This is a genomic window from Granulicella arctica (genome assembly GCF_025685605.1).
Lineage (GTDB): Bacteria > Acidobacteriota > Terriglobia > Terriglobales > Acidobacteriaceae > Edaphobacter > Edaphobacter arcticus.
Map to the genome: position 1 here is coordinate 4,248,617 of NZ_JAGTUT010000001.1, position 21,884 is coordinate 4,270,500.

At 56.3% G+C, this 21,884-nt stretch carries 23 protein-coding genes and 1 pseudogene; 13 read left to right on the forward strand and 11 right to left on the reverse strand.

Annotation, left to right across the window (positions count from 1 at the left end):
- The first annotated feature begins 155 nt into the window (after positions 1-155).
- The 4 genes from OHL20_RS18005 (at position 156) to tnpB (OHL20_RS18020) (ending at position 2,882) form a co-directional block, all read left to right on the forward strand.
- Positions 156-947, forward strand: coding sequence for an SDR family NAD(P)-dependent oxidoreductase (locus tag OHL20_RS18005; RefSeq protein ID WP_263384552.1), 792 nt, complete (start codon positions 156-158; stop codon positions 945-947).
- 388 nt (positions 948-1,335) lie between these two features.
- Positions 1,336-1,815, forward strand: coding sequence for an ester cyclase (locus OHL20_RS18010; RefSeq protein WP_263384553.1), 480 nt, complete (start codon positions 1,336-1,338; stop codon positions 1,813-1,815).
- A gap of 495 nt (positions 1,816-2,310) precedes the next feature.
- Complete coding sequence (gene tnpA / locus OHL20_RS18015) at positions 2,311-2,718, forward strand: IS66-like element accessory protein TnpA (protein ID WP_263384554.1); 408 nt, start codon at positions 2,311-2,313, stop codon at positions 2,716-2,718.
- The gene (tnpB, locus tag OHL20_RS18020) at positions 2,715-2,882 is read left to right on the forward strand and encodes an IS66 family insertion sequence element accessory protein TnpB (protein ID WP_396272396.1); all 168 of its coding nucleotides are present in this window, start codon (positions 2,715-2,717) and stop codon (positions 2,880-2,882) included. The genes tnpA and tnpB (OHL20_RS18020) overlap by 4 nt, the downstream gene beginning before the upstream one ends.
- Before the next feature lie 11 nt (positions 2,883-2,893).
- Here the strand turns inward: tnpB (OHL20_RS18020) and OHL20_RS18025 are convergent, their stop codons facing one another.
- Both OHL20_RS18025 and OHL20_RS18030 read right to left on the reverse strand, forming a co-directional pair.
- Entirely contained in the window at positions 2,894-4,984 is a 2,091-nt protein-coding gene (locus OHL20_RS18025; RefSeq protein ID WP_263384555.1) for a recombinase family protein, read from the reverse strand.
- The gene (locus OHL20_RS18030) at positions 4,962-5,165 is read right to left on the reverse strand and encodes a hypothetical protein (RefSeq protein WP_263384556.1); all 204 of its coding nucleotides are present in this window, start codon (positions 5,163-5,165) and stop codon (positions 4,962-4,964) included. Before OHL20_RS18030 ends, OHL20_RS18025 begins: the two co-directional genes overlap by 23 nt.
- Before the next feature lie 294 nt (positions 5,166-5,459).
- On the opposite strand from OHL20_RS18030, the gene tnpB (OHL20_RS18035) reads away from it, so the two are divergent.
- Both tnpB (OHL20_RS18035) and tnpC read left to right on the forward strand, forming a co-directional pair.
- Entirely contained in the window at positions 5,460-5,678 is a 219-nt protein-coding gene (tnpB, locus tag OHL20_RS18035) for an IS66 family insertion sequence element accessory protein TnpB (protein ID WP_396272398.1), read from the forward strand.
- A 68-nt stretch (positions 5,679-5,746) separates the two neighbouring features.
- Positions 5,747-7,300, forward strand: a complete 1,554-nt coding sequence (gene tnpC / locus OHL20_RS18040; RefSeq protein WP_396272400.1) for an IS66 family transposase — start codon at positions 5,747-5,749, stop codon at positions 7,298-7,300.
- Between the two features lie 334 nt (positions 7,301-7,634).
- Here tnpC and OHL20_RS18045 read toward each other — a convergent pair whose 3' ends face one another.
- Together OHL20_RS18045 and OHL20_RS18050 are read right to left on the reverse strand one after the other, a co-directional pair.
- Positions 7,635-8,360 carry an FAD-dependent monooxygenase gene (locus tag OHL20_RS18045; protein ID WP_263385043.1) on the reverse strand — a complete coding sequence of 242 codons (726 nt, stop codon included), beginning with the start codon at positions 8,358-8,360 and terminating at the stop codon, positions 7,635-7,637.
- A 41-nt stretch (positions 8,361-8,401) separates the two neighbouring features.
- Complete coding sequence (locus OHL20_RS18050) at positions 8,402-8,794, reverse strand: FAD-dependent monooxygenase (protein ID WP_263384557.1); 393 nt, start codon at positions 8,792-8,794, stop codon at positions 8,402-8,404.
- Between the two features lie 64 nt (positions 8,795-8,858).
- Between OHL20_RS18050 and OHL20_RS18055 the strand changes: the two genes are divergently transcribed.
- Entirely contained in the window at positions 8,859-9,503 is a 645-nt protein-coding gene (locus OHL20_RS18055) for a TetR/AcrR family transcriptional regulator (RefSeq protein ID WP_263384558.1), read from the forward strand.
- Positions 9,504-9,970: 467 nt separating this feature from the next.
- Here OHL20_RS18055 and OHL20_RS18060 read toward each other — a convergent pair whose 3' ends face one another.
- A complete protein-coding gene (locus tag OHL20_RS18060; protein ID WP_263384559.1) occupies positions 9,971-10,576 on the reverse strand; it encodes a TetR/AcrR family transcriptional regulator in 606 nt (201 codons plus the stop codon).
- A 109-nt stretch (positions 10,577-10,685) separates the two neighbouring features.
- Here OHL20_RS18060 and OHL20_RS18065 point away from each other — a divergent pair, with 109 nt between their 5' ends.
- The 5 genes and pseudogenes from OHL20_RS18065 to OHL20_RS18085 all read left to right on the forward strand — a co-directional run.
- Entirely contained in the window at positions 10,686-11,435 is a 750-nt protein-coding gene (locus tag OHL20_RS18065) for an SDR family oxidoreductase (protein WP_263384560.1), read from the forward strand.
- Between the two features lie 189 nt (positions 11,436-11,624).
- A complete protein-coding gene (locus tag OHL20_RS18070) occupies positions 11,625-12,542 on the forward strand; it encodes an AAA family ATPase (RefSeq protein WP_263384561.1) in 918 nt (305 codons plus the stop codon).
- Between the two features lie 4 nt (positions 12,543-12,546).
- Positions 12,547-13,626 carry a hypothetical protein gene (locus OHL20_RS18075; RefSeq protein ID WP_263384562.1) on the forward strand — a complete coding sequence of 360 codons (1,080 nt, stop codon included), beginning with the start codon at positions 12,547-12,549 and terminating at the stop codon, positions 13,624-13,626.
- 174 nt (positions 13,627-13,800) lie between these two features.
- Positions 13,801-14,880 (forward strand): HNH endonuclease, encoded by a 1,080-nt coding sequence (locus OHL20_RS18080; protein ID WP_263384563.1) that lies wholly within the window; start codon positions 13,801-13,803, stop codon positions 14,878-14,880.
- A gap of 537 nt (positions 14,881-15,417) precedes the next feature.
- Positions 15,418-15,549, forward strand: a pseudogene (locus tag OHL20_RS18085) (ArdC-like ssDNA-binding domain-containing protein); the annotation flags it as partial.
- A gap of 129 nt (positions 15,550-15,678) precedes the next feature.
- On the opposite strand, the gene OHL20_RS18090 reads toward OHL20_RS18085, so the two are convergent.
- The gene (locus OHL20_RS18090) at positions 15,679-16,593 is read right to left on the reverse strand and encodes an AraC family transcriptional regulator (RefSeq protein ID WP_263384564.1); all 915 of its coding nucleotides are present in this window, start codon (positions 16,591-16,593) and stop codon (positions 15,679-15,681) included.
- 121 nt (positions 16,594-16,714) lie between these two features.
- Here OHL20_RS18090 and OHL20_RS18095 point away from each other — a divergent pair, with 121 nt between their 5' ends.
- Complete coding sequence (locus tag OHL20_RS18095; RefSeq protein ID WP_263384565.1) at positions 16,715-17,482, forward strand: nuclear transport factor 2 family protein; 768 nt, start codon at positions 16,715-16,717, stop codon at positions 17,480-17,482.
- 414 nt (positions 17,483-17,896) lie between these two features.
- Here OHL20_RS18095 and OHL20_RS18100 read toward each other — a convergent pair whose 3' ends face one another.
- The 5 genes from OHL20_RS18100 to OHL20_RS18120 form a co-directional block, all read right to left on the reverse strand.
- Entirely contained in the window at positions 17,897-18,367 is a 471-nt protein-coding gene (locus tag OHL20_RS18100) for an MFS transporter (protein WP_263384566.1), read from the reverse strand.
- Positions 18,364-19,077 (reverse strand): MFS transporter, encoded by a 714-nt coding sequence (locus OHL20_RS18105; RefSeq protein ID WP_263384567.1) that lies wholly within the window; start codon positions 19,075-19,077, stop codon positions 18,364-18,366. Before OHL20_RS18105 ends, OHL20_RS18100 begins: the two co-directional genes overlap by 4 nt.
- 251 nt (positions 19,078-19,328) lie before the next feature.
- Complete coding sequence (locus OHL20_RS18110) at positions 19,329-19,817, reverse strand: SDR family oxidoreductase (RefSeq protein ID WP_263384568.1); 489 nt, start codon at positions 19,815-19,817, stop codon at positions 19,329-19,331.
- 15 nt (positions 19,818-19,832) lie between these two features.
- Positions 19,833-20,588, reverse strand: coding sequence for an SDR family oxidoreductase (locus OHL20_RS18115; RefSeq protein ID WP_263384569.1), 756 nt, complete (start codon positions 20,586-20,588; stop codon positions 19,833-19,835).
- Between the two features lie 310 nt (positions 20,589-20,898).
- On the reverse strand, positions 20,899-21,876 hold the full coding sequence (locus OHL20_RS18120; RefSeq protein ID WP_263384570.1) for an alpha/beta hydrolase: 978 nt from the start codon (positions 21,874-21,876) through the stop codon (positions 20,899-20,901).
- Positions 21,877-21,884 lie beyond the last annotated feature (8 nt).

Consider the following 21,884-nt stretch of genomic DNA (forward strand, 5'->3'; position numbering starts at 1 on the left):
CCTCAGCTTCATCGCGATTCTCGATACGATTTCGTCGAAAATAAGTACTCGACGACGTAGATCGTATCATTCTGGGGCCTTAGCCTCAACAAAGTGGAGCTGGAGTTTGTCAGCAACTCAGCGCTCCACGGATCTCAGAGGTTCAAAGGAGTTTTATGAGCAAACGAGGTACCGCTGTTGTTACCGGCGCATCGTCCGGCATCGGAGAGGTCTACGCGCAGCGCCTCGCCGCGCGCGGCTATGATCTGATTCTTGTCGCGCGCCGCAAGGACCGACTCGAAAAGATCGCCGCGGCTCTTCAGTCACGTTTCGCAATTCGGGCCGAAACGATCGTTGCAGACCTAGCCCAGGAAGCGGGCTTGGCCGAAGTCGTCCGGAAAATCTCGGACGACGCCTCCATCACGTTATTGGTAAACAACGCCGGTATCGCTGTGATCGGTCCTGTTTCTCAGACTTCTGCTGCTGCAACGCACAATATGATTGCAGTCAACATCACGGCTCTCACGGCCTTGACGATGGCGGTGCTTCCCGCCTTTATCGCGCGAAATGCTGGAACCATCGTGAACATCGGCTCGGTTGCTGGCTTCGCGCCGTTTGCATTCGTCCCCATCTACGGCCCCACTAAGGCCTATGTCCGCCAGTTCACGCAGAGTCTTCAGCAAGAACTTCAGGCCACCGGGATCCGCGTGCAACTAGTTAGCCCAGCCTCCACAGTCACTGAGGGTTTCGAGAGCCTGGGTATTCCTCCGTCCGTGCTCGATCCAGCTACGCTCATGACCGCGGAAAACTGCGTGGATGCTGCGCTGGAGGGACTCGACAACGGCGAGCTCAACACGGCTCCCTCGTTGCATGACGAAAATCTGCTACACCAATTCGAGGAAACCTCTACAAAGCTGCTGATGGCAACGCAGACTGGTCAACCAGCACCACGCTACCTTCTCAAATGAGGTGTCCCAAAGGCAAATCGAAGAGAAGGTCTCTCGGGGGCGCCGTCACGCTCTCCAGAGGGATGGTGATCACGAGAAGATGAACCCCCTTACCCTTCTCTCGTGCGCTCGTCCAACTCATATTCGATATGAAGCACGAGCTCGCTCATGTCTCTTCGGACAGCGATTCCATCAGCTTCCAATTGCCGAAGATTTGAATCAGCATTTTCTTGGAGGCGCCAGGAATAAGCCTCGCGAGCTGACCCAGGCGTACTGGACCAGATCGCATAGCACATAGAATTTTGCACTCTCCATTTGCTCTGGAGGAGCAGATCAACAGCAACAGTAGAGGAGTGTCAAGATCCTCAATCCCGTTCTTAATTACACAGCAGTTCGACAGGTTTCAAGTTTGAACCTCGAAAAACTGAAAAAGGAGAATTTATGGCATCGCAAAAAATCGAATTCACAACGCAGGGACGATTTGATTCGCGTAGGCGAAGAGGGCATAAATACAGGTGATGAAAGCGTACTAGACCCCTATTTTGCAGACGATTACATCTTCCATGGACCGGATGGAGACATGAACTTCACTCAACTTAAGGCGTTCTGGTCGGTCTGGCGAAGTGCGTTTTCCGGCTTCAGAATCCGGCGCGAACAAATCATGGTGGAGGGAAATTTCATTGGTGCACGAAACACCTTCTCGGGAGTATTTGACAAGGAAATGACACACTCTCCGATAGGTCCGATTCAACCAAATGGCAAGACTGTGCACATAGAAGTCATTAACACCTTTCGCTACGATGATGACGGCCGGCTCGCCGAAGAATGGGTACAGTACGATAACGTCGGCTATTTAAAACAGCTCGGCGTAGAAGTCCTGAAACACTAAACCTGCTCTGGCGCTCTTCACAAGTGCGGAACGCCGTTAACCGGGGTAAATGAATACGATTTCTAGAAAGGGGAGGCGCGGACAGCGCAAGATGAAGGGCTTGGATACTAGGTACGTGCGGAATGCGCTCGCGGATGCCGCGTCCTCTTTCGCTCGAAGCGTCGTCCAAACTGTCTTCATAGGACCTCCCACGCCCTGTGCGACCAAAAACGACAACAAAGACCACCTGTCTCTCAGAGGCCGAACTGTTCCCTTATGTCTCGGAGCCAGACGGCATCGTCGTCGATTTTTCGCTGGGCCCGCCGATCTTCTAGTCCCCGGACGCCAAGTTTGAGTTATTCGCTTATTTCAGCTTTTTTGGATTACGGTCAAAGCGGCAGATCCTGCCAGCGTTTCAAGTTTCTGCGTGGACATGTGGGCTCAGTGGCTGGTGGTTCGTAAGCGTCCGGTGTTGGCCGCGTGTACTTCGGGTTGTTCTGCCGTGATGATGTTGAGATGGCTGATGTTGAAGTGAGCGGTGGGTTGGTGGTGGGTCCTCGTCGTCGGCGGAGTACGGTGGAGCGGCGGCGGATTGTGGAGGAGACGCTGGAGGCCGGGGCTTCGGTGGCACGGGTGGCGTTGAAGTATGGCGTGAACGCGAACCAGGTGTTTCAGTGGAGGCGTCTGCATCGTGACGGCAAGCTCGGAGTGGCTGCTGAGCAAGCGATCAAGCTGCTTCCTGTCAGCGTCACGGAGGAGACCGAGCTTCGCAAGCCGGAGCTTCGCGAGCCTGAGCCGTCTCAGATTGAGCCGGCCAAGTGTGGTGCGATCCATATTGAGTTGCCAGGCAAGGTGCGGATCAGTTTGGAAGGTAACGTTGATCCAGGCATTGTCCGTGCGGTGCTGAAGAGTTTGCGCTCGTGATCGGGCTGCCGACAGGAACGCGGATCTGGATTGCAGCTGGCGTGACGGACATGCGGCGTGGCTTTCATGGGCCGATTGCGCAGGTGCAGACGGTGCTTGAACAACAGCCGTTGTCAGGCCATGTGTTCGTCTTTCGAGGTCGGCGTGGGGATCGTCTTTCATGATGCATCCTCCTTCAGAAGCCCGGTAGTTTGAGAGTCTTATTTTGGTGATATTGAAGCACTTTGAGGGGTCTTCTTCCGATTACATCCTGCACGCCTATCTTAACTTCCTTTGATTCGAGAGCCTGGACAGGTACTTTCCATGGGGCACAAGACATCAGTTGCTCAGCAGGAAGTATGCCCGCCTTGATGAGACGGATTACGGATCCCACGCAGATCTTCAGTCGTCGGGCGGTTTCATCGACACTGATCGTCTCCGGTCCCGCCGCAGCAGCGTCGAACTCCGCTACTCCTAGGCGTTCGCGCAGCGCTCGCACGCGAAGCGTGGTCCAGGACTCGCCATCATTTCTTTTGCATCGCATCCGATTCATGGTTACGGCAAGCTGGCGATCAGGCCAGTGTCCGCCAAGCATTCGGATCACTTCCACTGGGCTCGGATGACGATCATCTGGATACCTTCCGGTCCGGGTGCGAGCCAAGCGGATTTCGGTGTGTCTCCCGCCGGTCCAGTGGACCGTTATAGCCACTTCGTCTTTCCCATCATCCAGATCGATGACGACCTCCTGGATCAGGACCCGAGTCAACCGTTGCTTCGTTCGCATTGTGGCGCTGGGCGCATTCCATGCCGATGCCAGATCCTGCGCGAGCATCAGCAGGCTATCCTTATCAACTTGCGGGCGACAGGCTGTTTGCTCGTCCATACGAGCGAGTCGCTGCTCTAGTTGAACCACACGCTCAAGAGCGACATTCCATCGCGATTCAAGCTCGCGAGCAACCAGACGTTTTGCCGGATCAACTGCTTCGTAGCGTCGTGATGCCAGTGAAGCCTCGTACCGAGCTTGCTCCAGATCGCGCGTAGTCGCCTGCTTCACGTCGTCATCTCCGCTGATCACTCGTTGTGCGGCTTCGAGCGCTGCTTCGACTGCAAGCGTAGAGACAGCTTCCATGATGTAGTTCGCGATCGTTTGATCGACCCGTACTCCTCCGATTCCGATGCATTGGCCAGCACCCACATGTGCATCATCACCTCGACATTGATACCGATGCGCGTGGCCAGACCTCATGCCATAGAACACATGCATCATCCGCCCACAACGGCCACAGCGGACCAGACCTGTGAGGAGAGCCCTGCCACCTCGGGCTGCCTTCCGCGAGGCTCGATGCAGCATGTAGGCATTCTCAGTCAACATGCGACGGTTCTCCTCGAAGTCTTCCCAACCGATGTAGCCCTCATGATGACCTTGGATCAGCACGTTCCAGGCATGCATCGGTTTTCGATGTCCGATGGTCTTCCTGGGCCGGCCATCGACGACTTGTACCCGCTGCGTCCGCCTCCCGAACGCATACGCGCCAGCATAGATTGGATTCTGCATCATCTCAACAAGATTGTGATACGCAGGCGCCTGCCAGACGAGCTTCTGATGCCTCGCGTTCTGGCGAACTACGGGGATTTTGAGCTCTGCATCTCGGGCCCAGAGGAACAACTGACGCGCACTCCCAAGTTCTCGGAACTTGCGGAACAGCAACCTGATGGTGGCGCTAACGCGCTCATCTGGATCGACCTCGATTTGATCAACATCGTTCCAGCAGTAGCCCGGCGGAAGGGCGAAGCGTAACTCTCCGCGTTTGGCTTTGGAGTCCCTTGCCGCAAGTCCCCGTTGCCGCAGAAGATTCAACTCGTACTCAGACATCGTTCCCTTGAGGCCAAGCAGAAGGCGATCGTTGACCAGCCGGGGATCGTACACGCCATCATGATCGATCACCAACACGCCCACGACCGCACATAGATCCACCAGATGGTGCCAGTCTCGCCCATTTCTCGCTAGTCGAGAGGCCTCGATACAGAAGACGGCACCCACTGCGCCACCGCACACACTTGCCACGAGCTTCTGGAAGCCCGGACGAGCGACCATACCTGACCCGGATCGACCTAAGTCGTCGTCGATTACAGCTACCGAAGAAAAACCCATACCGGAAGCTGATTCGGCTAGGGCATACTGCCGTCGCTGGCTCTCCGTGTTTTCGATCACCTGCCCAAGTGTCGACTGCCGGATATACACGATAGCTCCCCGTCCAAGATGTTCAGGCGTGATCTTCGCGTTCATCGCTGACCTCCTTTTGTTTCTCGACGCTGCAGCTTTCCTGCAGACCCATCGCTTCGAGAAGAAGATCCGCTAACACCTCGATTACTTCGCTGCGGACGTGCTCCACCGGATGCGGTAGCACCCTGACCGGCTCGAGCGAGAGTTGTAGTTGCGTTCGGCTCCGCTTCATCAGTTGGCTCATCGGACATGCCCTCCTTCTTCTGGCACCTCCATGATCCAAGCGGACGGCCGCGATCACCATCTAAAACATTTCTGAGTTCCTGCAAGGCGACCAGGCTCAGCTGAGGCGGCCCAACCACCATCGTGGCGCACAACGAAGCATCGAACATCCATGCCGGCAGGTCACGGCATAACCCCTCCCGCACCTCAACGCAGAACTGTGGCTTGAGGTGTCTTCCGGCCTTTCGTATCAAGCGCACCTGTTTACCATGCAGCGGGTGCCACGGATATGCGATAACGACGTGGCTCGCTCGGTATGCAGAACATTGTTGTATCTGGCGACATCGTGAAGGTGCTCTGGTTTGATGGCGACGGGCTTTGCCTGCTGGCCAAGCGGCTGGAACGTGGCCGCTTTGTGTGGCCTCAGGCGAGCAGTGGTACGGTGTCTCTAAGCCGTGCGCAGCTGTCGATGCTGCTCGAAGGCATCGACTGGAGAGCACCGCTCCGGACGGCAGAACCGGTGATGAGTGTTTGAGCGTTTTGCCTTGTATTTATGCGGGTTTTCTGCTGTAACGCGATCCCGATTCATGGCATACTTCGCACATGCTGGCTGCTGCGCTTCCGGACCTTGAGTCGCTCGATATTGAAGCGATGAAGGCACTCGTCATCGAGCAGCATGAGCGCTTTACGCGCACGCTGAACTCGCGTGCCGGCGAGATCGAACGGCTGGTGCTGCTGGTTGCGAAGCTGAACCAGATGCTGTTCGGCCGGAAGAGCGAGAAGGTGCTCCGCCAGATCGAGCAGCTGGAGTTTCAGCTTGAAGACCTGCAGGTTGCCAGCGCTGTGGAAGAGACTCAGGCGGAAGCTGCCGCAGAGCGGCCCGCAGCGGCGAAGCCGCGTCGCCGCCCCTTGCCTGAGCATCTTCCACGCGAGATACACACCCATATGCCGGGTCATGACGCGTGCCCCGACTGCGGTGGTCGGCTCCGCGAGCTGGGCGAAGATGTGGCCGAGATGCTGGAGTACGTCCGCGCGAGCTTCAAGGTGCTGCGCCACGTGCGCCCGAAGCTGAGTTGCGACGGCTGCGACCGGATCGTGCAGGCACCGGCACCTTCGCGGCCGATCGACCGAGGGCTCGCCGGGCCCGGGCTGCTGGCGCATGTGCTGGTGTCGAAGTACGCCGACCATCTGCCGCTCTACCGGCAGTCAGATATCTATGCCCGCGAAGGCGTCGACCTGGATCGCTCCACGCTTGCTGGCTGGGTTGGTGCAACCAGCGAGCTGCTGAAGCCGCTGGTGGAAGCCGTTCGGGATCACGTTCTGAGCGCAACCAAGCTGCACGCCGACGACACGCCGGTGCCGGTGCTCGCGCCAGGCAACGGCAAGACGAAGACTGGCCGGCTCTGGACCTACGTGCGCGACGACCGGCCCTCAGGCGATCCCACCGCGCCCGCCGTGTGGTTCGCCTACTCGCCCGACCGCAAGGGCGAGCGGCCACGCGAACACCTCAAGCTCTACCGGGGTGCGCTCCAGGCCGACGCTTACGCCGGCTTCCACCACCTGTACGAAGCAGGAACGATCTACAAGGTCGCCTGCTGGGCCCATGCCCGGCGCAAGTTCCACGAGATCCATCTCGCGCACGCCTCGCCAACAACGTCACAAGCCATCGAGCGGATCGCCGCTCTCTACGCCATCGAAGCCGAGATCAGAGGCAGTAGACCGGAGATCCGTAAGACCATCCGACAAGCCAGGGCAAGGCCGCTGCTCGACAACATGCGCCGTTGGCTAGAAGCCACGCTCGCGAAGCTCTCGGCGAAGTCCGACACCGCGGCTGCCATCCGCTATGCGCTCTCGCGCTGGCGTGCGCTCACCCGCTACGTCGATGACGGCCAACTGGAGATCGACAACAACGCCGCCGAACGGGCGCTGCGCGTCGTCGCGCTCGGCCGCAAGAACTATCTTTTCGCAGGTTCAGACTCGGGAGGAGAACGCGCCGCAGCCATGTACTCGCTGCTCGGTTCAGCCAAGCTCAACGGCCTCGACCCGGAGATCTACCTTCACCAAGTTCTCGAACGTATCGCCGACCATCCCATCAGCAGGATCAACGACCTGCTGCCCTGGAATCTGGCACTGCACACACCACCCGTACCCTCATAATTTATGTATCCACATAACGTTATGTGGATACATAACTCTGACACCCACCCATAACGGTCCACACCGCACGCTTACGGTGGTTCTGCATTCTGCATGAACATGGATACTTCGTCGGCGCTGGGGCTCCAGCTTGCGGGAACGGCGACATTGAGCAGGCGCACTCACGTATGTTCGGTTCCCCCAAAACGCGGCATCGTAACAATTCGTGAGCTTCTCAGTTGATCCTCCGTTTCAGCAGAATTTGCTATAGAACGACTGTCGCTGATACTTGCCTGATACACTTTTGAGCGAGGTCGGTAAGAAGCGCCTGCATAGTGATTGTTTCGAACTCGAATCATTCGATTTTGAAGTGAGCGTTTCTTCGCTGAATCGCCTCTTCAGATGTTGGAACGAACATCTTCTGCCCAAATTTGACCGCCCGCGTTTGAACCTCCTCGACGAAGGGACGCAGGATGTCGTTGTACTCCTGAAACGCCGCCTCGAAATCGCTGGGGTGCTTCTGGAACGCGTCAGCCAGGGCGGTCGCTCCGACAATTGCCAGCGACCCTCCCATCCCTGCTGCGGGCGAAGCGCAATAACCGGCGTCGCCTACCAGGGCTACTCGCCCTTTGGTCCAAGAGGGCATCCTGACCTGACACATCCTGTCGAAGTAGAACTCTTTGCTGCGGCCTAATTCATCCAACAGTTCGCGCGTCCTCCAGCCTTCGCCGCTGAATTGCTGGAGGATGATGCCTCTCTGTTCCTCCTGATCGCGATAGTTGTAGGAGATTTCCTTGTCGGAGTGGAAACAGAAAATGATGTCCGTCTTGTTGTTGTAGGCGTTCAGCATCACAGACTTGCCAGGGACGTTGTACATCTGCGCCGTGTCTTCTTCGATCAGAAGCCTGTCGATGATCGTGATTGAGAAATACTTTTGAAGCGAGTAGGAGTATGCGGATTCTTCGCCGACGCACATTCTTCTGACGCTCGAGTGATTGCCATCGCAGCCAAAGAGGAGAGAGAAGGATTGTTGCCTACCGCTCTTGAACGCGACGGCAACCTCGTCTGCGGATTCATCGATGCGGGCGATGCTGTCCTCGAAGATGAATTCGACATCGTTCTTTACGCTGTCAACGTCATGTGAAGAAGGGTGTCTCTTTCAATTTCATACTCTGGATTCGAATCCTGCGCATCGCCGGCGTAGGCCGGCAACTTCGCTATCGTCACACCTTGGGCATTCAGAAAATCAATCCCCTTGGCCTTGAGGCTGGTGGCTTGAATTTGCTCCAGCAGTCCCATGCGCCGCATGATGTCCACGGTGCCTTCCTTGATATCGACCGGCGACCCGCCTGTCTTCAGGCCCTTTCCGATCTCGATGACCGTCACCTTGTATCCAAGCCGATTCATCCAGAAGGCCGTAGCCAGACCGGCGAAACTCGCTCCTGAGACGAGTACGTTCAAATGTTGACGTTGGTTTTCTGCGGCGATGTCGTGTTGTTGTGAGGAACTGGTCATAATGAACTCTCCGTGCTTATACTGAGTATAACTATATACCCTATACAATAGGTACAGTTAAACTATGGTGTCCATACCCCCAGATCGCCGAACGCGAAAGCGCCTCGCAACGCGGCAGAACATCTCGGATATTGCCTCGCGGCTCTTCGTCGAACGCGGGTTCGATCATGTGACGGTGGACGAGATTGCCGAGGCAGCGGACGTTGCGCGGATGACGGTCTTCAACCACTTCCCACGCAAGGAAGACATGTTCTTCGACCTTGACGAAGAAGGCCGCGAAGATCTGCTGGCTGCTTTACAGAGACGCGACGCGGGGACCTCTCCTATCGAAGCATTGCGCCTGTTCGCCCATTGGGCCATCGCCGAACAGCGCCCCTACGTCCGGTTCTTTGAAGGAGGAAGCGAACGATTCATTGAGACGATCCGGGCGAGCGAAGCACTCAAGGCTCGCGCCCGGGCGATACGCGACGAACTGACGGATACCCTAACCATCGCGTTGACCAAGGCTGCGAAGCGGCGTCAACCCGATCCTGCCGCGACCCTCGCGGCTACACTCCTTGTCGCGACTTGGGAGGTAGCCTTCCTTGAAGCGCATCGGATCTTCCACCAGAGCCGGAATATCAAAAAAGCAAACGCGGTCTTTCTCGCGATTGTTGACCAGGGGACCCGGGGTCTGAAAGCCGCTGTGGTAGGTTCCCCATATCCATGAGGCCATGTGGAACGATCATGATTTCGGTTCAAGCGGAGAGTCGATGTTGCCATTTCCCGTTTGGCTAGAACTGATAGGCGAAAGCGTTCACTAGCGCGCTTGTCGCCGCTGCCTCAATGACGGCATCGATGAGCGACACCCGTAGCTGAACACTCACGATGAGCGCTTCCAGCCGGCAAATGCTTTCCGGCTGCTACGGCGCTTCTGCTGTTTCTCCTTCATCTCAATCTGCGCGGCATTACTTGCCCCGGAAGGATTCGTTGAAACTCACGTCGGAGAATTGATCACAGCCGGAAAAGCTCACTCGCGCTCGATTGAATTTGAAGGATTCAACTCCGTACCGGAGGCCCTCTTGGGTCTTTTCGAGGGCGAGAACATGGGGAAGATGCTGATAAGACTCTAAGAGGTGCTGTTGCAAATTCGCGACGGTCGGCTAGGAAGAAGACACAGAAAAGCCCTTGTACCGACTAAAGGGGCAGCATTTTCAAAGCCATATCGGTGACACGCTTCAGTTCTGCTTTACCGTCTCCGTTCGCGGCCAGAACGCGCAATCCATACAAGATGGTACACACGTAACCTGCTAAATCATGAACACTGGCAGTTCGCGGCAGGTCACCCTCGGCCTTCGCTCGCTTGAACCGTTTGAGCAGTTCAGCCTCTCCGCTTTTGCGCCGGTCAATCAGAGCTTGCTTGACGGGTGCCGCTCCGACCCCCGTGGCGAGCGCTCCCTGGGTTATCAGGTCTCCCCGAGGATTTCTGGTATCGCCGAGCAGATTAACTGAACCCGTGAAGAGACTTTTGATGACATCTGCTGCTGTTTGTTCTTTGAGGGCGATCTTCCAAAAGGCAGCAGGACCGTCCTCGTATCGTGCCAATGCCTTAAGAAATAGGGTTTCCTTATCGCCAAAGGTCGCGTAAAGACTCGCGCGATTCATGTCCATCGCCTCCGTCAAGTCGCTGACGGAAGCGCCTTCGTATCCTCTCTCCCAAAAGAGGCGCATGGCAGCTTCGAGGGCCGTTTCCTCGCAGAAACAGCGAGGCCGTCCCATCTTTGCCGCCGAAGATTTCGTCATGCTCACACTCATCTGATGTGAATCATAACTGATCGTTCCAAAAGTTTTGAAACTTTGCCTGAGGCGAGACATCTAGAACGTACGGTCAGAAAGTGCCGGAGGAGAAGATATGTCAAAAAAGCTTGAAGGAAAGATTGCAATCGTCACGGGTGGCAGCACTGGAATCGGTCTCGCGACCGCTAAGGAATTTGTTGCCCAGGGTGCATATGTCTTCATCACAGGAAGGCGCCAAGCCGAACTCGATAATGCGCTCAAGGAGATCGGATCGAATGTTACCGCGATCCGCGCCGACTCTTCATCGTTGAGCGATCTGGACAAGGTGTACGACCAGATCAAACAGGAGAAGGGACGCATTGATATTGTCTTCGCCAATGCAGGCATTGCTGCTTTTGCTCCTCTGGGATCAATCACGGAAGAGCACTTCGACAGCATCTTCGACACGAATGTAAAGGGTCTCGTATTCACTGTCCAAAAGGCGATTCCTCTGATTCCTGACGGTGGCGCGATCATCCTCAATGCTTCCATCACATCGGTCAAGGGCACCGCTGCCTTCAGCATCTACTCCGCAACAAAAGCCGCAGTGCGTTCGCTTGCCCGCTGCTGGACACTGGATCTCAAAGATCGCAAAATTCGCGTCAACGTGGTTAGCCCTGGGCCAGTCGATACCCCCGGCCTGAATGGTCTCGTCCCCGAGGATCACAAAGCAGGACTGCATGGTGCTCTTGCCTCTCAGGTCCCCTTGGGGAGGCTCGCCCAGCCCGGGGAAATTGCCAAGACAATCGCATTCCTTGCGTCCGACGATGCCAGTTACGTCGCCGGCGCGGACATCCCCGTAGACGGCGGAGCAGCTCAAGTCTAACGACACAGTGGGTGCGTCCCGGTTTTGGACGCACCCATCTTCAATACGGACGAATGGACCGACAACGCATTCACGCGATTGTGACGCTGGCTCTTCCGCATTGAGTCCCCCGGTCTCGCTGTCTTGTTACTGGAGCCGCCATTGGCATCGTTCTAACAACTGCAGACATGAAGATAGGGTGAGACCTGGATGCTCAATGAGTGCGTTGGCCTGATTTCACTCTTCGACCTTCGGACGATATGCTACAAAGGCCAAAGTAGACCTAGTCGAATCCTTTGCTTCAACCACCAGGGCGTGGAGGCCGGCAAGCCGTTCCAGGAGATGGATCAGGCCGGAATGCAGACCTCGCAACTGGATCAAATTATGCGCCAAAAAGACGCAGAGCTGTTGAAGGCGGTCCAGCACCTTGCCACTAGAGAGACGGAGAAGGGTGTTGGTTTGTTGGTCCAGCAGGGACGAGTGACCGAGGTAAAGAGCGGCGTAGACCGTGTCGCGGCGATCGCCAAGGACTATGCTGCCCAACCAGAAAATACCCTCGTCGTCTCACCTGACAATCGGAGCCGTCAGCAGATCAACGAGTCCATTCGCGCTGAGCTTCAAAGCACCGGTCAGCTCTCCACGGACGGCCGCGCGTTCCAGACACTCGCGCATCGTTCCGACCTCACCGGCGCGGGCCGCACCTGGGCGGCACTCTACCATCCCGGCGATGTGATCCGCTATGAGTCCGGTAGCAGCACTCTCGGCTTCGAGAGGAATTCTGAGGCCCGCGTGGTCGGCGTGGACGCCCGGACCAATATCCTTATTGTCCAGAAGCAGGACGGCGAACAGGTCTCCTATGATCCGAAGCGGCTCTATGGCGTGAACGTCTTTGAAGAGCAAAGCCGCGATTTCAGTTTGGGTGAGCGAGTCCAGTTCACCTCTGGGAACCGCGATCTCGGCATCGCCAACCGCGACCTCGGCACCATCACGGCCCTTGAGGAGCGTTCCATCACCATACGCATGGATGGCAAGAGTGGGCGCGAGGTGACTTTCGACCCCACCGAATTCCGGCAAGCTCGACCATGGCTACGCTGTCACGTCCCACAGCTCGCAAGGACTCACCGCTGACCGTTTGATCGCCAATATCGACACCGACTCCAGCCGTTCGCTTATCAATGACCGGCTGGCCTATGTCGCCATCTCCCGCGCTGCGTATGATGCGCGCATTTACACCAATAACGCCGCCACCTTGGGCGAGCGGCTGGCGACCGATGTTTCGAAAAGCGCGGCTCTCGACCTCGACGATGTGCGGCAAGCGGTAGATATTTTCCGGCGCGCCGACCCTCAATCGGCAACCATGTTCCTGCGGGACACCAATCGTATCCAGGTCTATAGCGACCCGGAACACCGCACGGCTGCCGTGGCCCAAGAATACGTTTCCAAAGAAGACCGCGCCGTCATCTTCGCACCTGATAAGACGGAGCGTGAAGAGTTGACCCGGCTCATTCGTGCGGATCTTCGCGAGCGGGGTCGGTTGGGCGAAACTGTCAGCGCCAACGTCCTCACAGACAAACCCCTGTCAGACAAAGATGCAAAGATTGCCGCCAATTACGAAGTCGGCGACGTGATCCGCTATGGCAGCAAGGGCAGCGATGAGCTGGGCATCTCCCCGAACACCTATGGAACAGTGACCGGCTTAGACGCCGGGAGGAACCTCATCACCGTCACCGGAGCGGATGACAGCCCGCGCGTCTACAATCCTGCAACCGAATGGCAGATGCGCCTCAAGGCTATTGTTTACAAGCCCGAAGAGCGCGAGTTGGCCGAGGGAGAGCGCATCCAGCTCACCCGCTCCGAGTGGGGTCAAGGTATCCGTATCGGCAATGTCGCCACCATCGAGCAAATTTACGAAGACGGCGGCCTCTCAGTTCAAGTCGATTCGGGAGCGAGTCTGCACCTCACCCCCGAACAGGCGCAACATGTTGAGTATGGTTATGTCGTCGAGTCGACCGCGTCATCCTCAGCGGCGAAGCCGAACAATCACTGTTCAGCGCGAAGCACTCTCCCAACTTCCGGCCAAGCTCCACGAGCTAACCGTGTACACGTCGGACGGCTACCACCACGCCGCGCCCGACCTTGCCATGCAGAAGGAGCTTGTCGGTCCGGTTGTGGCGGAAATCCCCATGCCGGAGATCGACGCCCCTTCGATTGAGTTCGAGGGATATGCGATCGAGCTTTAGCCGATTCGGTCAGCAGATCGTCCTCTAGTCCCGAGAACCTTCTGCAGTTTCAGGCCCGGAATCGCGGGTATGACTCGCAGCGCAGCGATTCGATTTGAGGTAGCGAACCGCAAACACAGGCGACGGCATCAGCGCATAATTGAGGTATGGCGAAGTGCCTATATTGCGCAGCGGTTGGTGAAACGGAAGAGCACGTGATCCCGGCAGCGTTCGGCGAGTTCCGATCTGCTCCCAAGCTGCCTATACCTTTATGCCCGAAATGCAATAACGAACGGCTCAATCATCTGGACCAGCAAGTTTCGCGATGCGGACCCGAAGGATTTATGCGGGAATCTTACGGCATTAAGGGCCGGGCGCATAAGACCAAGGTCAACCCTTTTGCGCGGGGAAGCGCCGGTGGGAGCAGGCTGGAGTTTTCGACATTCGATCGTGAAGTGGGGGTGGAAGTCCACCTTGAAGTCGTGGATGGCGTTGTCACCCAGATGTGCGAGCTGATCCTCGTTGAAACCAGCATGGGGCGGGCGCATCATTTCCCTCTGTCGGAAACGACCACCGCTGATGAACTTCGGGGCGCGATTGCTCGGAAAAATGTTCCTGCACCCTATGATGTGCGCCTCTCCTGCCATCCGCATGAGCAAGAGTGGGTTGAGAAACTGCTACGCGAGCACTCACCCGGCATCGTGTTCTCCGAGCCGAAGCTCATGAGCCACATCATCAAGACGCCAGAGGTGAAATTCCAGTTGAGCGAGCGCTATTTCCGGGGAATCGCCAAGATCGGCTTTCACTATTTCTTGTCACAGTTCCAGGCCTATTCAGGCCATCATTCGATGTTTTCGGGCATCCGGTCGTTCATCTCTGAAGATACGAATGAGCCGGTGCGCCGAGTGAACGATTTCATTCAGCACCGTAACCATCCCCTGGTGTACCAAATGCTGAATGACGAGGCACGCCCCGACGGATGGAAGGCGCACATCCTTGCAGCCGAGGTAAAGCCGGGACTATGCCAAGCTCACGTGCAAATATTCCTAACCCAGGAAAACCCGAACCTTATCTATACCGTGAAGTTGGCTCATGACCGATCCCTTGTTGAGCAAGAGGTAGCCGCGCACGCGTACCGCTATTTTCATGACGGTAAGCAAGGGTCGTTTTCTGGGGAAGCCAGTCCACTTCCAGCTATTCGCGTCGACCAGGCATTCCCGCCCGCGACACCCGCAGTATCTGCATAGTGTCGTCTTGGACGCGATGATGAATTCGCTCAGCAACGCGATAGCATGGATTCGCTGGACATTCCACCAACCGATTGTGTGAATCCGCCAATGAGCTTCAGCATGAGAAACGTTAAGAGACTCGGTGACCAAGTGAGCGTGCCGATGCACAGCGACGAAGACGGTTATTTCGGACGTGAGTGCCCCGTCGAAGAGTGTCGCGGTTATTTCAAGGTCACGCCGGGAACAGGCGTCCAGGGTAGCCCCCTTTGCCACTGTCCGTATTGCGGCCACAGCGGAGACAACGGTACATTCTGGACTCAGGAGCAAATTGAGTATGCCCGTTCCTTTGTTCTCCGGCAGGTCACCGACGCTCTGCACAAAGACATGAAGTCTATGGAGTTCGACCATAAAACCGCAAGGTGGGTTCGGAATCGGCATCAGCCTCAAGGTGACGCGAGTCGCGCCTCATCCGATCCAATACTACCGAGAGAAAGAGCTCGAGACTCATGTGGTCTGCGAGAGCTGCGCACTTCGCTTTGCAATCTACGGCGTCTTTCGTATTCCTTCGGGAATGTCTTGGAGATCGCGAGACAGCGCCCGACAGCCACGAAATTCGCGGGCATGTATGCGTGGAACCAGTTAGGACGCCGCGTGAAGAAAGGCGAGAAAGGCATCCGCATTCTAGCGATTGCGATGCCCATCCCACCGCCGATGCATAGGCTGGCAACGCTTAATTCTTTTCCTCTAGCACGAAAATGGGAAGCAGATACTGGCCACGCTCAAGCGAATGGTCGTTTCGCTGTCACGGTCAGAGCATCATCCCTCCGTTGCTGCTCTTCGGAACTCGCTGGGAGTCGTTTGCATCACCTTCTTGAAGACCTTTGTAAAGGCGCTTTCTGAGGCGTATCCGACACCCTTAGCGATTTTGCCAATGTTGGAATCGGTTTTTCTTATGAGTACCGATGCTCGATGAATGCGCCATTGCGTCAGGTACTCCAATGGGCTCTGCCCGACGATCAATTTGAATCGGGCTGCGAAGGCGGAGCGTGACATGCCAGCACTCGCTGCCATGGAGTCGACGGTCCAATTCTTATGCAGATGCGCGTGCAATAACTGAATCACCTGTCCCAGTTGGCCGTCCGAGATGCCAGCCAGCCAGCCGCCTTGGTTCTGAGTCAGGTCCTGGGTATAGGCGCGAATGGCATGAATGAAGAGCATTTCACACAGTCGATTGATCATCTCTTCCGAAGCAAGCCCCGGGTGCTCGGTCTCAAGCGAGATCAATTCCATGACTGACTGGAACGAGTGAGTGCGTTTTTGATCGAGTTGAAGATGAATAGAAGCTGGAAGCACTTTGAGGATCGGACCTGCCTTCACTTGGTCGATGACAAAACGTCCAGCCGCGAGGGTGGTCGGCACACCACCGCCTCCGAATTGAATGACGCTGCCAATTCTCGTGAACACCAGCGCTTCACAATGGACACGCTGGGAGCTGGCCTCATTGGCAAGTGAATAGTCTCCGCCAAAGAGGATGAACAGATCGCCGCCGCGCAGTGATAGAGGCTGAGAGAGGGACTTAGTCTCAAGAACCGCGGATCCGCGAAGCATCAAGATGAAACGGATCTCGGGGCCCGAGGTCGAATGGAAACCCCATGGAGCGGTGACCTCAAGGCGATCGACCAGCGCTTGCTGGACGCTCATAGAACTAAATATCGCGGAAAGTGGATCCATGAAGGTCTCTGTCAACGTGGACGCACGCGCTAGGAATATGGACGACGAGCGCTCGCCTGCTCTCATCCTATCAGTGCACATGGATTGATGAGCATCTATCAACAGGCGCTACGGAGGAAAAATGACAATCACGATGACGAGTGACATTGAAAGAGTAGTGACTATGTTTCAAGGGTTTGGTGATCGGGATCCACACCTTGCGACCAAACACATTCACCCAACCAGTTACATCACTCACAACCCACTCGCGTTCGACGGCATAGAGGGAGTGAAGCGCTTTATCGATCACCTTCCTGGTGAGAAAAGTCCTGTGAAGATACTCCGAGCTTTTCAGGACGGGCCTTATGTCTTCACTCACGCTGAAGGAGATTTCTTCGGTCAAAAGCTCTTCTTCGACATCTTCAAACTGGAAGAGGGTCAGATCGTTGAGCATTGGGATAGTTCGACGGAGCCGACCCCTCCGAACGAGAGTGGGCACACGCAGACTGGCGGCCCAATTGAGGCCAAGGACCTTCACGCCACAGAAAAAAACAAGTCGATTATCCGTGATTTCTACGAGTCCGTTGTTGTTCCGGGAAAGATACCGGAGTATTTCGCCGGCGATCATTTCATACGCCACGACGCCAATGGCGGCGATGGAGTTGCGGCCTTTATGGCACGGTTGAAGGCATTGGCTCAGAAAGGAATTGTGTTCCAGATCGACGAGATCAAGTTCGTCCTGGGGCAGGGAGACTTCGTCCTTGTAGCCGCTAAAGGATCACTTGCAGGCGAGTCATGCGTCTACTACGACCTTTACAGGGTCGACAACGAAAAGATTGTTGAGCACTGGGGAATTACGGAGAACGTTCCTTCACAAGACAAGTGGAACAACAAAAACGGCATACTCTAGTTCCGATGCACCCTTCCGCATTCATGAATCGCTTAAGGCCCATCGGCAGCCACTCTGTGGTCGCAACAAGGGATCAAGGAGAATAGAGACGAAATAAGATCGCATTGTGATCATTTCTGGGGCTGCTGGGATGTACGGCTGGCAGCTCCAAGAATCATCGAGCCCTGCCTCAGGAGCAATCCAAGAGCTTTCTGCCGTCACGCACCACCGGCGCCTCCGTTCCACACCTTGCCAAGCCCAGGAAAAGAGGCCATCCGAGCAGGAATCGCCCATTCAAATTTCATAGCCTCCCATCGCATCCGCTGTGTTAGCCGCTTCCTTTCAAACGGCCCTATCAAAATTGCTCCGATAGAACGCCCCGCAGGTCCCGCCTTCCTGCACGGGACAGCCCTGATAGGTCCCTCACGTTTCTCGTTACCTATCTTCGGCGTGAAGTCGCGGCGCGAGATTTAACATGAGCGGTACAACAGCGAGAGCTGTAATGGCAGCAGCGACTATAGCCCAGATGATGCCGGCCGAGTCACCCAGACGACCGTACAGCACAGGCGCGAGCGCGCTCGAACCGAGAATGCCCGTGTAGAAGATGGCGAAAGCTCGCTCGATGCGATGCGGAGCCACAAGCTCCGGAACCGTGCCGTACAGCACGGACGATGTGCCATTGAGCATTATCCCGAGGAGCGGCAATAGGATCATGTATGGCCTAAGGGGCAGGATCAACAGCGACAGGATCGCGACGGCGGTACCGACCTCAGTGGTGAGGACCGTTGCCAGCAGCCCAAGACGTTCCCCGAGCCAGCCGCAGGCTGCCTTTCCGAAGGCTCCGCCGATAAAAACCAACGACAATGTAAACCCAACGGTCGTTAGCGATGCGACCTTCGTTTTCATGAGAAAGGGCAGGAACAATAGAACCCCATTCGTGTGGCGGTATCCAGGATGCCGATTACAAAGAGCAGCGCGAATCCCACATTGCCCTTTGTCACCCGGTGGGTCAATGCGACGAGCTTCACTTCGCCTGGAGAGGTTGAAGCGAGCGGCATAAATAGCCGGATGGAGACTGCAACGAGCAGGCCCAGCCCCGCAGCCACCCAAAGCGTCGAGCGCCAATGCATCACGGTCAGTAAGAAGGAAATGAGGGGTGGAAGCGTGGCCTTCCCGAGGTCGCCCGCGAAGTTATAGGTGCCCAGCGGCCCGCGTGATTTCTCGCCGTACGCCCGCGACACGGCACTGGAGGCAAGCGGATGCTGGGTGCTACTGCCGACGCCAGCCAGCGCCAAAGAGGCGGTCAAGCCTATGAGACCGCCTGAGAGACCAGCCACGGCATAGCCGGTTGCACTCAACAATGTTCCTAGGGCAAGGACGGTTCGCGCATTCAGACGCTTCGCAAGGTGCGCAGACGGAACCTGAAGTGCGGCCAATACCCCCACGTAGACAGCGCGAACGACTGCAAGAGCTACGTAATCAAGAGATAAGTCTGTCTGCCAAGCCGGTAGCAGCACGTAGATCATGTCCACATAGCCGTCATGCAGTGCATGCGCAACACTGGCGAGTGCCAGCGTGCGCCCTGCGCTTGCCGTTCCTGAGATTTCACCAGCCATGTATCACCCGCCTCTGCCCAATCCTGATTGCTACTGTGCCGAAATGGATGATCCCCTGGAAGGGGCCAGTATGGCGCTGCGATAGATCAAAGCCCCAAGACCGATGAGCAGATTCGACTACTTCATGTGGTGGCATCCAAGAATGAACGGTGATGCTGCCCATATCTGGCTTCGCAATGTCGTCGTCAGGTGGCTGAGAGTCTGTGACGCTCCGCATTACGGGAATATGTTTGCCGGTACTCAGGATGCAGCTAGTCGGGTACAGTGAATGCGTGCTGAATACCGCCATCGATTGGGAACACCGACGCAGTGATGAATCCTGAGTCATCACTAGCCAGGAATGCTACCGTGCCTGCAATTTCTTCCAGTGTGCCGAAACGCCCTAAGGGCATATGGGTAAACCGGCGTTTGCGCTCCTGTTCACCGATCCGAGAGAACACTTCGATGAGTTGAGGTGTTTCAATTGGACCAAGGGCAAGTGCGTTCACGCGGATGCCGTCTCGTGCGAGATTGGTCCCGAGATCGCGGCTGAACTGAGAGACCGCAGCTTTGGCGGCGTTATAGGCCATCTGTCCGGTTGCTGATCCCATATTGGCCAGAAATGAGCTGCTGTTCACAATGGAGCCGCTCGGCGGATTGTTCTTCAACATGAGAGGCACGCAGTATTTGCAGCAGAGCCAAGCCGTGCGGAAGTAGTCGCTATTGTGTTGGAGCTCGAGCGACTGCGAACGAAGTGACATCCGAAGGTGAGTCTCTTACTTAATCGCCTCGTTGAGCGACTGGAAGGCTCGTTCAAAATTCCCTAATTGCGCCGCGTCGCGCATCGGCTTGGCGCGGGCAACCACAATCTCGTGGGCCTCTGAAGAATCTCCCATCAAGCTAAACACCTCAGCGATAAAGTCGGGAAGCGGCATGGCACGGGGATCTACACCATGGCTGGGTCCGAGGTCGGTTTGCACGTATGGCGGGATCAATTCCATGACGCGGACCGGCGTGGATCGAAGTTGATATCGGAGGCTTTGCGTATAGGAGTGCATTGCAGCTTTAGTGGCACAGTAGGTGGGAACCCCTGCCAATGGAAGGAATGCTAAAGCCGAGGTCACATTGATGATGGTGCTTTGCTGTTGTCTTTCGAGAAGGGGCAAGAGGATTTTGGTGAGTCGGACTGGAGCAATCAGATTTGTCTGCACCATGCCTTCCATGGCTTTCAGGTCTTGAGCTTCATCTCTGAGTTTCTCCGGCGATTGAATACCGGCATTGTTGACCAGTATGTTAAGCGCTGGGAATTCGGCTGCAATTGTCCTTCCGAACTTCCGCACCTCGCCGGAGTGCGTGACGTCGAGAGGAAATGCCCGCATTCCTGGATTGACCCTTGTCACCCCGTCAAGTGCGGTTTGACGCCGTCCCGTGATGATTACCTGGTTGCCGAGTCGATGGAATGCCTCGGCTAGCCCTCGGACAATCCCAGAACCTCCGCCAGTGATTAGAATGGTGTTTCCTTGTAAAATCATGTTGCTCCTTCTGTAAGCGCTTCGACTCACCATTATTTGTCTATCAAGTAAGTCGCCTGTAGGGACGTTACTGATGAGTTTCAGGGTTTTATCGGTAGCTTTGAGGCACCCCGCAATCGTCGACCCGACAGGCAAGTACTAGATTGCTTCGCGACCAATCAAATTGAAGCTTGCCGTTCCGTCATCCATCAATTGACAAGGGAGATTTCTTTTATGGACCGAAAAGGCCTCGATTGCCGAGGCGTTGAACGCCTCGGCAAGTTCGGCGCGGCTAGCAGCGACCATGCAGCTCAACATGGTCAACTTCGTTCTATGTCAATGAGCCTGCTTTTTCCACTTCACCAAACCGTTCAGTTAGAAATTCCCTGATAAGTCCGAGGGCTTTTGCGGAAGCTGTCAGGCGTCCAGCGCCCCCCAAAAATCCGTGCGCCATTCCTTGCCATATGTCGACCCGAGCATCCACTCCGGCGGCAATCGCCCGCTCTACCAGCCGGATGGAATCATCGAGCAAGACTTCATCGTTGCCGACATGTACACGGATCGGTACGAGGCCTTTCAGGTCGGCATAGAGCGGCGAGGCGAGCGGATCCTCTGGATCGGATCCAGCCAGATAAGACCGCACCAGCTCGGCCGTTTGTGGCTGAGTGAAGTATGGATCGGCGATAGCGCGTGTCGACCAGCTTTCACCGGAAAAGGTCAAATCAGTTACCGGCGAGAGCGCTACTCCGCCGACAAGCGCTTCACTCGCGCTTTTACGCGATGTTGAAAGATGCACAAGCAAACCAAGTGCCAAGTTGCCGCCGGCAGAATCGCCGGTGATGGCGATCTTCGAGAAGCCTTTCTCCGTCAGACCGGCATAGCAAGCCTGGACATCTTCGACGGCAGCCGGAAACGGATGCTCCGGAGCGAGGCGGAACTCAGGTACGAAGGCCGCTACCCCTGCACTGGCAGCGATATGGCCTACCAGGTGACGAAAAGCTTTCGCAGAACCAAAGTTGAACCATCCGCCGTGTAGATGCATGATGGCCTGGCCTGCCCGCGCGGCTTCAGGGCGGCACCACCACCCTGGGATACCTCCCACACGATCCTCCTCAAAAACGACGCCGATGGGCGCAGCAACGCGCTCCATGATGGCGTCGTATGGAACTCGAGCTGCAGCTCCTTGAAGTTGGCCTTTGTTGGGTTCGACGATGGCCCGCATGGCGGCCATAGCAGCCTGGTCTTCTGCGCTGCATGGATGATCGACCAACCACGAGGCATTGTTATGATCTTCCCGAAGTGTTTGCATGATGTTCT